This is a genomic window from Psychrobacter sp. TS_SC_6, assembly GCF_056156305.1.
This window is the reverse complement of the sequence record NZ_CM149590.1, coordinates 435,958-448,337: the sequence shown is the minus strand read 5'-3', so window position 1 is coordinate 448,337 and position 12,380 is coordinate 435,958. Positions and strand designations below refer to the sequence as shown.

At 42.1% G+C, this 12,380-nt stretch carries 12 protein-coding genes, 1 tRNA gene and 1 other RNA gene; 1 reads left to right on the top strand and 13 read right to left on the bottom strand.

From position 1 onward, the window contains the following. Positions 1-12: 12 nt before the first annotated feature. The 12 genes from recO to coaD all read right to left on the bottom strand — a co-directional run bounded on the left by recO (position 13) and on the right by coaD (position 10,393). Complete coding sequence (recO, locus tag AC0J5Y_RS01940; RefSeq protein WP_475131290.1) at positions 13-777, bottom strand: DNA repair protein RecO; 765 nt, start codon at positions 775-777, stop codon at positions 13-15. Between the two features lie 56 nt (positions 778-833). Beyond that, positions 834-1,883: a GTPase Era gene (gene era, locus AC0J5Y_RS01935; RefSeq protein WP_475132054.1), complete on the bottom strand. Its 1,050-nt coding sequence runs from the start codon at positions 1,881-1,883 to the stop codon at positions 834-836. 254 nt (positions 1,884-2,137) lie between these two features. Further along, positions 2,138-2,938, bottom strand: coding sequence for a ribonuclease III (rnc, locus tag AC0J5Y_RS01930; RefSeq protein WP_475131289.1), 801 nt, complete (start codon positions 2,936-2,938; stop codon positions 2,138-2,140). Positions 2,939-3,090: 152 nt separating this feature from the next. Beyond that, the gene (locus AC0J5Y_RS01925) at positions 3,091-3,486 is read right to left on the bottom strand and encodes a DUF4845 domain-containing protein (protein ID WP_475131288.1); all 396 of its coding nucleotides are present in this window, start codon (positions 3,484-3,486) and stop codon (positions 3,091-3,093) included. A gap of 159 nt (positions 3,487-3,645) precedes the next feature. Then, positions 3,646-4,548 (bottom strand): signal peptidase I, encoded by a 903-nt coding sequence (gene lepB / locus AC0J5Y_RS01920; RefSeq protein ID WP_475131287.1) that lies wholly within the window; start codon positions 4,546-4,548, stop codon positions 3,646-3,648. Positions 4,549-4,627: 79 nt separating this feature from the next. Continuing rightward, positions 4,628-6,424: a translation elongation factor 4 gene (gene lepA, locus AC0J5Y_RS01915; protein WP_475131286.1), complete on the bottom strand. Its 1,797-nt coding sequence runs from the start codon at positions 6,422-6,424 to the stop codon at positions 4,628-4,630. A gap of 408 nt (positions 6,425-6,832) precedes the next feature. Then, positions 6,833-6,909 (bottom strand) — tRNA-Met (locus AC0J5Y_RS01910). 176 nt (positions 6,910-7,085) lie between these two features. Further along, positions 7,086-7,449: RNase P RNA component class A (rnpB, locus tag AC0J5Y_RS01905), an RNA gene on the bottom strand. A 66-nt stretch (positions 7,450-7,515) separates the two neighbouring features. Further along, positions 7,516-8,235 (bottom strand): dethiobiotin synthase, encoded by a 720-nt coding sequence (gene bioD, locus AC0J5Y_RS01900; protein WP_475131285.1) that lies wholly within the window; start codon positions 8,233-8,235, stop codon positions 7,516-7,518. Positions 8,236-8,246: 11 nt separating this feature from the next. Beyond that, a complete protein-coding gene (gene bioA, locus AC0J5Y_RS01895) occupies positions 8,247-9,557 on the bottom strand; it encodes an adenosylmethionine--8-amino-7-oxononanoate transaminase (protein ID WP_475131284.1) in 1,311 nt (436 codons plus the stop codon). Positions 9,558-9,560: 3 nt separating this feature from the next. Further along, positions 9,561-9,809 carry a YfhL family 4Fe-4S dicluster ferredoxin gene (locus AC0J5Y_RS01890; protein WP_011512730.1) on the bottom strand — a complete coding sequence of 83 codons (249 nt, stop codon included), beginning with the start codon at positions 9,807-9,809 and terminating at the stop codon, positions 9,561-9,563. Positions 9,810-9,880: 71 nt separating this feature from the next. Then, a complete protein-coding gene (gene coaD / locus AC0J5Y_RS01885; protein WP_475131283.1) occupies positions 9,881-10,393 on the bottom strand; it encodes a pantetheine-phosphate adenylyltransferase in 513 nt (170 codons plus the stop codon). 249 nt (positions 10,394-10,642) lie between these two features. Here coaD and smpB point away from each other — a divergent pair, with 249 nt between their 5' ends. Beyond that, positions 10,643-11,119 carry an SsrA-binding protein SmpB gene (gene smpB, locus AC0J5Y_RS01880; RefSeq protein ID WP_011512728.1) on the top strand — a complete coding sequence of 159 codons (477 nt, stop codon included), beginning with the start codon at positions 10,643-10,645 and terminating at the stop codon, positions 11,117-11,119. 106 nt (positions 11,120-11,225) lie between these two features. Here smpB and rarD read toward each other — a convergent pair whose 3' ends face one another. After that, a complete protein-coding gene (gene rarD / locus AC0J5Y_RS01875) occupies positions 11,226-12,236 on the bottom strand; it encodes an EamA family transporter RarD (protein WP_475131282.1) in 1,011 nt (336 codons plus the stop codon). Positions 12,237-12,380 lie beyond the last annotated feature (144 nt).

The window sequence follows — 12,380 nt, the reverse complement described above, 5'->3', positions numbered from 1 at the left end:
GTTAGATATGCTTCATAATTGATAACGCTGTTGCTGCTGCCAAAGCAGACGACTTTGTAGCGGTTGATAATCAAGCATATGATCAATCAACTGCCGATGTAAACGCGACCATACGTTCAGGGTACTAACGGACAACCCTTGCTCTACCATTATCAAAATATCATTCCCTTTAAAAACCGTATGACCTACCACACTTTCGCCATCTTCTGTATGCAAAGTCGGCACTAAGCCCATATCGGGAAAAAATCGGTAAGTCTGTTCAGGCTCAATAGGGTTTTCAAAGCTGTCTTGATGTAACGTCAGTGAAAATCCCAACTCAATAAATAGATAGCCCTCAAACTGGCGCAAGCACAAACGTAGCTCGTCAGTGGTTAGGGGTTTTTTGAGCGCATCTAGGCTATTTTGATAATGCTGCCATAATATGGGCATAGGATCTTCAGTAGGTAACAATCGCCACAATATCTCGTTCAAATACAAAGCTGCATATTGATGCTGACCTGTAATGCTTTCTTGATGTCGTATATCTACATTTGCTGCATTATTATCTTGGACAGCTTGTGTATGGACTGAACTAAAAGAAGCTATAGTGATTTGACTGAATGTTTTGAGATCACGTTTGCCAGTAGCAAAGAGTTGTAAAGGCATAAATAGTGGCGCGCCTCTTTTACCAATACCATGTATCACCCCGTGCTGCTGAGAAAATAAATAATATAAGGCACGCTTTTCTTGATAAGGGCGCTGATGTAATAAATAACCGATTAACGCTTCGTTACGCATGATTATTACCTCAGCTATAGTTCACTCAACATAAAAGAGAGTGGCTATTAATATTTTTAATAGCCTAAACTGGTCAAAGCTCGCTCGTCATCAGACCAACCACGCTTAACTTTTACCCATAGCGTTAGCATGATTTTTTTATCAAACAGTTGCTCCATATCTTTACGGGCATCCATACCTACTTGCTTGATACGTTGCCCTTTATCGCCAATCACAATCGCTTTTTGACCACTACGTTCAACATAAATAGTCGCATCGATAAAGGTACAGGCTTTACGTGGACGACCAGTTTTTGGGTCAATATGAGCCTCTTCATCTTTAAAGCCGTCAATTTGTACGGTCAAATCGTAGGGTACTTCGTCACCGGCACTGCGCATGATTTTTTCACGAATAATTTCACTGGCTAAAAAACGCTCTGAGCGATCGGTGATTTGCTCTGTATCATAAATTGGCGCAGCGACTGGCAAATGTGAGGCGATCACTTCTTGCAGACGATCTAAGTTTTGATTCTTTAATGCAGAAACGGGGACGATATCGGCAAAATCAAAACTGTCGTTAAAGGTTTCCATTAATGGTAAAACGCTGCCTTTATCTTTTAAGGTATCCGCTTTATTAATCACCAAAACCACATTTAAATTGGTATCGCCAAGCTTTTGTAGAACCAGTAAATCATCGTCACGCCATTGATCAGAATCAACAACAAACAATACTAAGTCAACATCTACCAGTGCAGAGACGGCCGCTTTATTCATGCGCTCATTGATAGCTCGTACTTCGTTGCGATGAATACCCGGGGTATCAACAAATACTGCCTGCATCTCATCATTAGACAAAATACCATGGATACGATGACGCGTCGTTTGTGGTTTACGCGAGGTAATAGACAGCTTTTGACCCAATAAATGGTTCATCAGCGTTGATTTGCCGACATTTGGACGACCAACAATGGCGACATAGCCAGTTTTAAAGCCTTCAGCAGCAAGCGCACCATTATTTGGTGAAAAGAAATCTTCGATTGCTGCATCGTTATCTACTGCATTGTTTTCTGTTTCGTTGATTTCTACTACATTGTTTGTACTTGTATTTAGGTCAGTATTTTCGGTCATATTTGTGGCATTATCTTCATTGTTTAATGGCAAGTCAGTGTGATTGCTCATAGGGTAATCCTGTGGAGTTTGTCATCAGTTAAACTGCTGTATGCGCATATGACATAAATAGCAGCACTGTTATCAAGTTATGAATATTTGATGTTGCAATACCAATCCGTTAAAGAATGAGCATTTTTTAAAATATGGAAATGATAGTCTTGAAGGCGTTACTGTCAAGTCAGCAATATAAAACTAGGGTAATTTTACAAAAATCATTGGCTGCGTTTTTTAGGGACACTTGGCAACTTATGAAGTTGATTAATCATCAATTCAGCCGCTTTTTGCTCAGCAATACGGCGGCTTTCACCGGATTCGGTAATATCAGGACAGTTAAGAATGTTTACCTGACAGCGTACCACAAATATCTGATGCGGGGCATTACCGCGTGTTTCCATCAACTCATAATGTGGTAAGTCAAATTGCTTCGACTGCAGCCATTCTTGTAGGCGACTCTTGGCATCTTTTAGAGCTTTTTGGTCATTAACATTATCAATCAAATCACCGTACCAAGACAATACACATTCTCGTGTGATATTCATATCTTGACTGTCTAGATAAATAGCACCAATCAAGGATTCGACGGCGTCCGCCAATATAGAAGCACGATTGCGTCCGCCACCTTTACGCTCACCCACACCCAATATTAGCTGATTAGACAGCTCTAGATTTTGAGCGATAATAACCAGCGATTCTTGCCTCACGAGCGTCGCTCGCATACGGGTCAGACGACCTTCATTTTGGGCTGGATAACGATGATACAGCGCTTCACCAACTATCATACCTAGCAATGCATCACCCAAAAACTCTAAGCGTTCATAGTTCTTCTTACTATCAAACGAGCGATGCGTGAGTGCCAGCTTAGGTAAACTTAAATCATTAAACACATAACCCAACTTGCGCGTTAATACTGCTAAGCGTTGAATAAATTCTGAGCTAATAATAAGCGTGTCATCAGACAGGCTATTTTTTGGTGGATTAGGAACCGCCTGAGGATACTGCGAAGTTGGTTTCATGCGTGGCTTATGATTATCCCTTTTGTTGTACTATTTAAGGTCATTAAATAGCAATGTTTAAAAATATTAAATACAAAAAACCAGCTCATAAAGAACTGTTTTCTAGCGTACTGGCTTGTTGGATCGTTGCTGCTCATATTTAGAAAACCCAATTACTCTGCCAATGTAGGATCGATATCGCCTTCAAAGCGATTCACAATATCAATATTTCCAAAGAGCGTATTGGTTTTTTCATATTTTTTATAGATAGCCAACTGACCTGCTTTTTTATCTTTAAAGCTAAATACATCCTCTGCTTTGGTATCGTAATCAGCGTTGATAGACAACTGCTTATCAACACGCTCGACGAATTGCTTGGCGGTCTCTTTCTTGTTATTAGACTCTTGAAGCTGCGCACTCAAGGTTTTAGTCAGTTGATAATCGCTAATTTGTGCTGGCACAATGGCAACAATCAATTTAACAGCAACACCCAAAGCGATGATAATAAAAACGATACTCGTGACACTAGCACCGCGCTGTGTAGATAAGCCAGATAACTGTTGCACCATAATACCTCTCAACGAAAAATAGCTATATTTGTAATGTATCTGGCTTAGAAAACACTGTTTCTTAGTGAATGTTTACAAGCTACATATCATTGCATTAAATAGCCAAAATATTAGCATAAAACGTTTGTAGGTAAATATATCTATAGAACATTGATGTCATTAATCGATAGCACCATTACGTTTAAAGGTAGGTAGCTGTAGACCTGGCGGCTTATGCATCCAAATATATACTGCTTTTCCTGCTAAATTATCATCAGGTACAAAGCCCCAAAAGCGTCCATCTGCACTGCGATCACGGTTATCGCCCATGACAAAATACTGACCTTCAGGCACATTGATACGCCATTGATTGCCTTCTGAGCTCACCACTTCTGGCGACTGTTGCTGTAAAAATGGCGCATATTGCGAGCTGTTCAGACCCTTCAAATAACGAACAACATACTCATGCTTACCTTGAGTTTCTTTAAAATATCTTGCGTCGCCTTCTTCTTGCTGACCCATCGCAGCAGCATTCTCTTCTGTCAGCATTTGACCGGGAGCAACTTCCCCTGACGAATATAACTGTGACGTCAGCTCTGCATTGGCGTCAAAATCAATGGCTTGAGTAGCAACAGGCACGTCATTAATCGCAATTGTGCCTTGGTTATAACTAACTGTATCACCCGGCAGGCCAATGACGCGCTTAATATAATAAATACTTGGGTTTTCTGGATAACGAAAAACGGCAACATCGCCATGTTCAGGCGTGCCAGTATCGATTACTTTATTATAAGCCAGTGGCAAACGGACACCATAAGCATACTTATTGACGGCAATAAAGTCGCCCGTATATAGCGTTGGCACCATCGAGGACGACGGAATATTAAACGGCTCAATTAAAAACGAGCGCACAATTAATACTACCGCCAGCACGGGGAAAAAATCATATGCCCAGCGTACCAGCAAGCTCTCTTTACCGCGACCCCGTGTTTTACGTTGTTTAAGTGTCAGCTTATCTAATAGCCAAATAATACCCAAACCTATGGTTAATGGCACTAAAATCAAATTGAAATCAAAATCCATACTTAATTGCCTATTAGCGAGCTACTTATCCAATGATGACATCCGTAAAAACAGCAATGATGATTCATTTATCAATAATCTAATCTACTTGCAATACGGCTAAGAAGGCTTCTTGTGGAATCTCGACGTTACCCACTTGCTTCATGCGTTTTTTACCAGCTTTTTGCTTAGACAGTAGCTTTTTCTTACGTGAGACGTCACCGCCATAACACTTAGCCAAGACATCTTTACGCATGGCTTTCACAGTACTACGTCCAATAATTTGGCTGCCAATTGCCGCTTGAATAGCGACATCAAACATTTGACGCGGAATCAACTCTTTCATTTTGGTCACCAGTGCGTTACCACGGTAGCGCGACTGAGTTTCATGGACAATCATAGCAAGCGCATCGACTTTGTCACCGTTAATCAGCACGTCAACTTTAACCAATTTATCGACTTGATAACGCTCAAAATTATAATCAAGTGACGCAAAACCACGTGACACTGATTTTAGGCGGTCAAAGAAGTCCATGACCACTTCACCCATCGGAATATCAAAAATAAGCTGCACTTGGCGACCCATAAAGCGCATATCGACTTGAACTCCGCGGCGCTCAATACAAAGCGTCATCACGTTACCGAGATAATCCTGCGGTACTAAAATCTGACAACGAGCGATCGGCTCACGGAATTCTTCGATATTATTCGGTTCAGGCAGTCTTGATGGGTTATCAACATAGATAATGCTGCCATCTTTTTTCGCAATCTCATAGATAACTGAAGGCGCAGTAGTAATCAGATCCAAGTCATACTCACGCTCTAAGCGCTCTTGGATAATCTCCATATGCAGCATACCGAGGAAGCCACAACGGAAACCAAAACCTAGCGCGTCTGAGGTATCCGGCTCAAAGAACAATGACGCATCGTTAATCTGCAGTTTTTGCAGTGCTTCACGGAACTTTTCAAAGTCGGTAGATTCTACAGGAAACATACCAGCATACACTTGCGGCGTAATCTGTTTAAATCCAGGGATACGATCGACGTCAGGCGTACTGGCATGAGTAATCGTATCACCAACTGGCGCGCCTGCAATGTCTTTAATACCCGCAATAATAAAGCCCACTTCACCCGCTTCTAAGATACCCGTATCTAAAGGCTTCGGAGTAAAGACACCAATTGATCCGACTAGATGCGCATCTTTAGTCGATTTGATATAAAGTTTATCACCTTTTTTTATCGTACCTTGGCGTACACGTACTAATGAAACCACGCCTAAATAATTATCAAACCATGAGTCAATAATCAACGCTTGCAGCGGTGCGTCACGATCACCCGTTGGCGCAGGAATAAATTCAACCAATGCCTCAAGCAGTTTATCAACGCCGAGACCAGATTTTGCCGATACGCGTGGCGCATCAACGGCATCAATACCAATGATATCTTCAATCTCTTGAATCACACGCTCAGGTTCAACTTGTGGCAAGTCAATTTTATTTAAAACTGCCATGACTTCAAGACCTTGGTCAACAGCGGTATAACAATTAGCAACCGACTGTGCTTCCACGCCTTGCGCCGCATCAACGACTAATAGTGCACCTTCACAAGCTGCTAAGGAACGAGAGACTTCATAAGAGAAATCCACGTGACCAGGCGTATCAATAAAGTTGAGCTGATAACGCTCACCATTTGGATGATCGTAATACAGCGTCACCGACTGCGCTTTGATCGTGATACCGCGCTCACGCTCAATATCCATCGAATCGAGGACTTGCGCCTGCATCTCACGATCTTGTAGCGCGCCACACATTTGAATAAAACGATCGGCAAGGGTCGACTTGCCATGATCAATGTGGGCAATAATAGAAAAGTTACGAATATTGGCTAATGCAGTCACAAAGCGCCTACTAAATAATGGAGGATTGAATAACGAATATAAATGCTGTCAGATGGCAACAATAGAATACTTATTCATAGTTAATATCAGTCAATACACCAATATCACTACATTAAGCAAACCGTATTGTAGCAAGTGAAGTGCCTACAGCGCTGATTATTAGTTATAACTACGCACAGGCATGTTAGGGTATTCTAGCAGTTTTCCACTATAAAGTAAGTGGATTTTGTCAGCAAGATTTGGTTTTATAAATGAAGGTAGACAAACAAGCTTTAAATCAAGAATATTTACTTCGTTAGATCTGATATAGATTCTATGAGTAGCTATTTATTTTCAGCCATAAAATAGGCAAAAAAAAACCAATCAAATAATGATTGGCATTTTTAATGTTACAGGTCTTGCTAAAAATGGTGGCGATGAAGAGACTTGAACTCTTGACCTCACGATTATGAGTCATGCGCTCTAACCAGCTGAGCTACATCGCCATTTTAGGCTCGGTATTATGCCGATATGAGTGACTTGCGTCAACCCCTAATTGGCTATTTTTGCAAAAAAAATTGAATTATATTCAAGATAAGCGCAATTTAAAAACACCAAGCCGGTACTGTTATGCTTCTTTAAAGATTGGCTAATAAAGAAACATGTTTAAAACATTGCTAAAAAGGTTGGTAAACCGATAAGCCGGGTTCTGTCGTGGACAATCATTCCTCTAGGCGTATCATCGCTAATACGCTCAAGCAACCTACCCGCATCGAACGCGGGCCGCGCCATGCCGATGCCTATTTGGTCTTGCTACGCGTGGAGTTTACCATGCCGTGAGATGTTGCCATTCACGCGGTGCGCTCTTACCGCACCCTTTCACCCTTACCGATAGTGTCAGACACTAAAGGCGGTCTACTCTCTGCTGCACTGGTCGTCAAGTTACCCTGCCCAGCCGTTAGCTGGCACGCTGCCCTATGTAGCCCGGACTTTCCTCCCCTGCATGTCTGTTACCAGTGTGCAGCGGCGATTGCCTAGTCTACCAAGCGCGCTAGTATAGCAAAATTCATATTGCTTTCGGAAAGTTTTTTTGGCTTATTTTTAGCGCTGATTTATACAAAGTTTTGAGGGAGTATAAAATCTACATGACTAAAGCCATTATCCTCTTGTATCGGTAAAGATAACCAATACGTATTTGGATAATATTGAGCCAAATGATTTTGCAAAAATTTTATCGTACTAGTTGCTATCTGTTCATCCGTCTGAGCAGCATTGTCGTGGATATGATTATAAATAACGCTATGCACGTCTAGACCACGCGATTTTATCGCCTCTAAACTGAGCAAAGTATGATTGATACTGCCCAAACGACCGGAAGTGACCAAAATAACAGGATAGCCTTGCTCAGCAATATAATCCAAGGTTAATAGCTGTTCAGTGATGGGCACAAGTAAGCCGCCCGCTCCTTCTAATAACACCACCTCATAATCCGCTTGCAGACTTAGTGTGGCGCTCGTAATAACATCAGGATTTAACACTTCATTAGCAAGCGCGGCAGATAAATGCGGTGAGGCAGGTTTCTCATAGCGATAAGCACAAGTGGTGTTATCAACATCACACGGTTGCAGCGCAATACCCATCAATTGACGATGAGTAATAATATCATCAGCAATGCCCATCTCGCCGCTATCTGCATTTATCGCCACGCCGGTCTGCACTAACTTTTGAGTAATGACATTAACGCCTTGCTGCATCATCGCTTTGGCAAGTAATCCTGTGGCATAAGTTTTGCCAATATCGGTATCGATACCTGAGATAAACAGAACGCTCATAGTTATCCTTGCTATTCTTTTGTGGTCAAAGAAATTTGACTTAAATAAGTACTGACTACTTTTAATAACGCTTGGCAAAGGGTAACCAGTTCGTCATCGGTAATCGCATATGGCGGCATGATATAAACCAATTTACCAAAGGGTCGCACCCAGATGCCGTTTTCAATCAATAAGGCTTGGAATACTGACATATCAACCGCATCGTTTAGCTCAATGACGGCAACTGCACCTAAACAACGTACCTCAGCAACACCATCCAATAGCTCTGCTGGCGCGAGCTGCTGTTCCATTACAGATTGCATATTTGTAGTACGCGCTTCTATATCATAAGATAGGATCAAATCAATCGAGGCACAAGCAACGGCACATGCCAGCGGATTACCCATAAAAGTCGGACCGTGCATCAATGCCGGATAATCACTTTGGCTAATCGTATCAGAAATGGTACGCGTACATAAGGTCGCGGCAAAAGTCATATAGCCTCCAGTCAGCGCCTTACCAATCGTCATAATATCAGGGCTAATAGCGGCATGCTCACAAGCAAATAACTTGCCACTACGCCCAAAACCGGTGGCAATTTCATCGGCAATCAATAGTACATCATGCTCATCGCACAGCTTACGTAACAGTTGCAAATACTGAGGACTATAAAAGCGCATGCCGCCTGCGCCTTGAATAATCGGCTCGATGATAAATCCAGCAAGCTGGTCGCTATTCTTGTCAAAAAATTCCGTTAATTCATCATGCTCAGCTGCCGTCAATTCGCGCTCAAACCCTAATGGCGGGGCAGGTACAAAATACTGCATCGGTAATTGCTTGCCATAGAGACTGTGCATGCCGTTGATAGGATCACAGACACTCATCGCATGCCATGTATCACCATAGTAACCTGAATGGGTCGAGGCAAACTGCTGCTTGGTTGGGCACTTGGCGGCAATTTGATATTGCAATGCCATTTTTAGTGCTACTTCTACCGCGATACTGCCACTATCGGCATAAAATATCGCATCCAGTCCGGCAGGGACAATTGACAGCAGTTTTTTGCCCAAGTTTATCGCTGGCTGATGGGTCAGACCGCCAAACATTACGTGCGCCATTTTGCCCAATTGTTTAATCACCGCTGCATTCAACTTAGGATGATTATAACCGTGTACACTCGCCCACCATGACGACATACCATCAATAAGACGTGTACCATCTTCAGTGACGATATAGATACCTTCGGCATGGTCGATTACGATATTGGGATAACTGGGTGGCAAACTGGCATAGGGATGCCAGAGATGTTGCTGGTCAAAATCGTTGGTTGATGCAGTTGTCATATTTTATTGACCAGTAATGCGTTTGTATTTTGACATCAAATCACTTTCGGTTTCGATATGATTTGGGTCATGAGGGATGCAATCAACGGGACAGATGACCACACATTGCGGCTCATCGAAATGACCGACGCATTCGGTACATAAATCAGGGTCGATGACATAGATATCATCACCTTCTGAGATGGCTTCGTTTGGGCAGGCAGGCTCACACACATCGCAGTTGATGCATTCATCCGTAATTAACAACGCCATAGACTGCTCCTTTTTTTCTATCAGGCATTTCTATTTATTAAGAAATACGCCATCTAACACAGATACGCGACCTATTTATTACCGAGCTTTTGAATAAAAGCTTCAGATACACAAGGCGGCACAAATTTGGTCACATCACCGCCAAGTCTGGCAATTTCACGAATCATCGTTGATGAGATAAAAGAGTAGTTTTGTGACGGGGTTAAGAATACTGCTTCAAAATTCTCATCAAGCTCACGGTTCATATTGGCGAGTTGAAACTCATATTCAAAGTCTGACATCGCACGCAAACCACGCAAGACAGCAGTGGCGTTTTTTTCGCGCATAAAATCGACCAACAAACCTTCAAAGCCAATCACCGAAACTTGCGGTAAATCAGCGAATACCGTTTCGACCAAAGCCACACGCTCTTCAAAGTCAAACAATGGCTTTTTATGATGTCCTGAGGCGACAGCGATGACCACCTCATCAAACAGTTTCGTCGCCCGTTTAACCAAATCGACATGACCATTGGTAATGGGGTCAAAGGTGCCAGGGTATAAAATCTTAGTATGCAGTTTTGAGGAAGTAGCAGAAAGGCTCATAACAGGGCTAATATGATTAATAATAATGGCCTATATGCTAGCAAATTTTATCCAAACTTAATACTTATCTGCTACATTTGTCCTAACAGCGCAGCTACATTTGCAGCGGCGGCTTTGTTACAATAGCCAGTTCGACTCATCCCTTTTGCTATTTGGTAAAAATAATCTCGTTAAGGGGCTAGGATGAGGAATTAGTAAGACTAGAAAACTAGGGACAAGATATATTTAAGCAGTCCTTATGGAGACGTTATGTCAAAAAAATCAAAAAAACCGGAAAATCAAATTTGTGCCAATAAAAAGGCTCGTCATGAGTACTTTATTGAAGAGACATTTGAGGCAGGATTGTCATTACAAGGTTGGGAAGTCAAAGCCATTCGTGCTGGTAAAATGACCATTACGGAAGCTTATATTATTTTTCGTAATAATGAGGCATTTCTATTTGGCGCACATATTCAGCCGCTACTATCTAGCTCGACACACGTGAGCCCCGATAGTATCCGTACGCGTAAGCTCTTGCTCAATCGCCGCGAAATCGAAAAGTTAATGGGTGCAGTCAACCAAAAAGGTTATGCCTGCGTCCCATTATCCTGCTATTGGAAAAACTCGCTGGTGAAATGTCAAATTGGTTTAGCACTCGGTAAGAAACAGCATGACAAACGCAAAACGCTTAAAGACCGTGATTGGGAACGTGATAAGCAGCGTGGTTTTAAGAAGGATTTAGATTAAAGCCCTCTTTTCAAAAGATTGGTGTTAATTCTAAAAAAAACGGACGATTCAGCATAATGCTGAATCGTCCGTTTTCATTTATTCGATTACTCTTATTTATTAATTTTCACATAACTGGTGCGATTTTTGTTATTTGCGATTGTTGATGAGCGCGGCGTAATTGACGTACACCATGCGCAATCAGACAAGCTATCCCGACCCAAATAAGACCATAACTATAAATCATCGCCGATTCAAAAGGATTGCCCAAAACGGTTATTGCTAAGATAAATAGTAACGCTGGCTCCAAATAACTCATCATACCATAAACATTCATTGGCAGCATTTGACTGGCATCGACGTTGGTTTTCATGGCCAGCACGCTCATAACGCCGAGTCCTACTAGCATCGTAATAAAGAACCCAGAGCCGCTGACTAAACTTAAACTACTTGGGGCAATGAAGAATAAGTACGCCAAAGCAAATGGGGCGAATATGGTTAAATCAACCAACAACCCAGTAACTGCACCAATACCTTGCAAACGGCGCAAAATATAATAAACAGGATAAGTACCGCACACCCATAGCGTTGCCCATGAGACACTTTGCGTACGTATAATCTCACTGCCGACTCCAACTGCAGCAAAAGCAACCGCCAACCATTGTAAGCGACTTAATTTTTCACCGAACAGTACGCATCCAAACACCACCATCATAAGCGGAAATAAAAAATAACCCATCGCTGTCTGTACGCCCTGTCCATTGACGGGTGCCCACATAAACAGCCAAAACTGACTTAAGAATATCGGTGTAGGCAATAACAACCAAGCCCATTGTCTAACAGAGCCTAATGATTTGAGCTTATCAATATGTAAACCCAAACGCCCGCTGATAAGCAAATAGCCTATCAGTGCGGCCCACATCGCAAGCATCCGCCAGATAAAAACTTGTGTCCCTGATAACGGCGCTAAAAAACTGCTATAAGCATACAGTACGCCAAACAATACGTTGGATAAGACTGCTAGCGCTACACCCATCATTAAAGTGCGCTGCTGTACGCTGCCTTTGGCCCACATTGCTGGTATCGGGAAACGCGACAAAGTCGACGCTACAGTATTGGATAGGATTGAAGTAGACATAAAGCACCTTTGTTTGCATGAGCAGTGAGAATACTATTTGATAGAGATTATTACTGTTCTCTAATGAATAAGGCTTAGTTTATAGCTAGTGATGGTGAAAAAATCTCTATATTTATCTTAATATGAATATATTTATCTTATAAT

Bases quoted from the DNA above. Each gene is read 5' to 3' on its own strand.
- recO (WP_475131290.1), bottom strand. From the start codon at position 777: ATGCGTAACGAAGCGTTAATCGGTTATTTATTACATCAGCGCCCTTAT.
- era (WP_475132054.1), bottom strand. From the start codon at position 1,883: ATGACCGAAAATACTGACCTAAATACAAGTACAAACAATGTAGTAGAA.
- rnc (WP_475131289.1), bottom strand. From the start codon at position 2,938: ATGAAACCAACTTCGCAGTATCCTCAGGCGGTTCCTAATCCACCAAAA.
- AC0J5Y_RS01925 (WP_475131288.1), bottom strand. From the start codon at position 3,486: ATGGTGCAACAGTTATCTGGCTTATCTACACAGCGCGGTGCTAGTGTC.
- lepB (WP_475131287.1), bottom strand. From the start codon at position 4,548: ATGGATTTTGATTTCAATTTGATTTTAGTGCCATTAACCATAGGTTTG.
- bioD (WP_475131285.1), bottom strand. From the start codon at position 8,235: ATGAGCGTTCTGTTTATCTCAGGTATCGATACCGATATTGGCAAAACT.
- bioA (WP_475131284.1), bottom strand. From the start codon at position 9,557: ATGACAACTGCATCAACCAACGATTTTGACCAGCAACATCTCTGGCAT.
- AC0J5Y_RS01890 (WP_011512730.1), bottom strand. From the start codon at position 9,809: ATGGCGTTGTTAATTACGGATGAATGCATCAACTGCGATGTGTGTGAG.
- coaD (WP_475131283.1), bottom strand. From the start codon at position 10,393: ATGAGCCTTTCTGCTACTTCCTCAAAACTGCATACTAAGATTTTATAC.
- smpB (WP_011512728.1), top strand. From the start codon at position 10,643: ATGTCAAAAAAATCAAAAAAACCGGAAAATCAAATTTGTGCCAATAAA.
- rarD (WP_475131282.1), bottom strand. From the start codon at position 12,236: ATGTCTACTTCAATCCTATCCAATACTGTAGCGTCGACTTTGTCGCGT.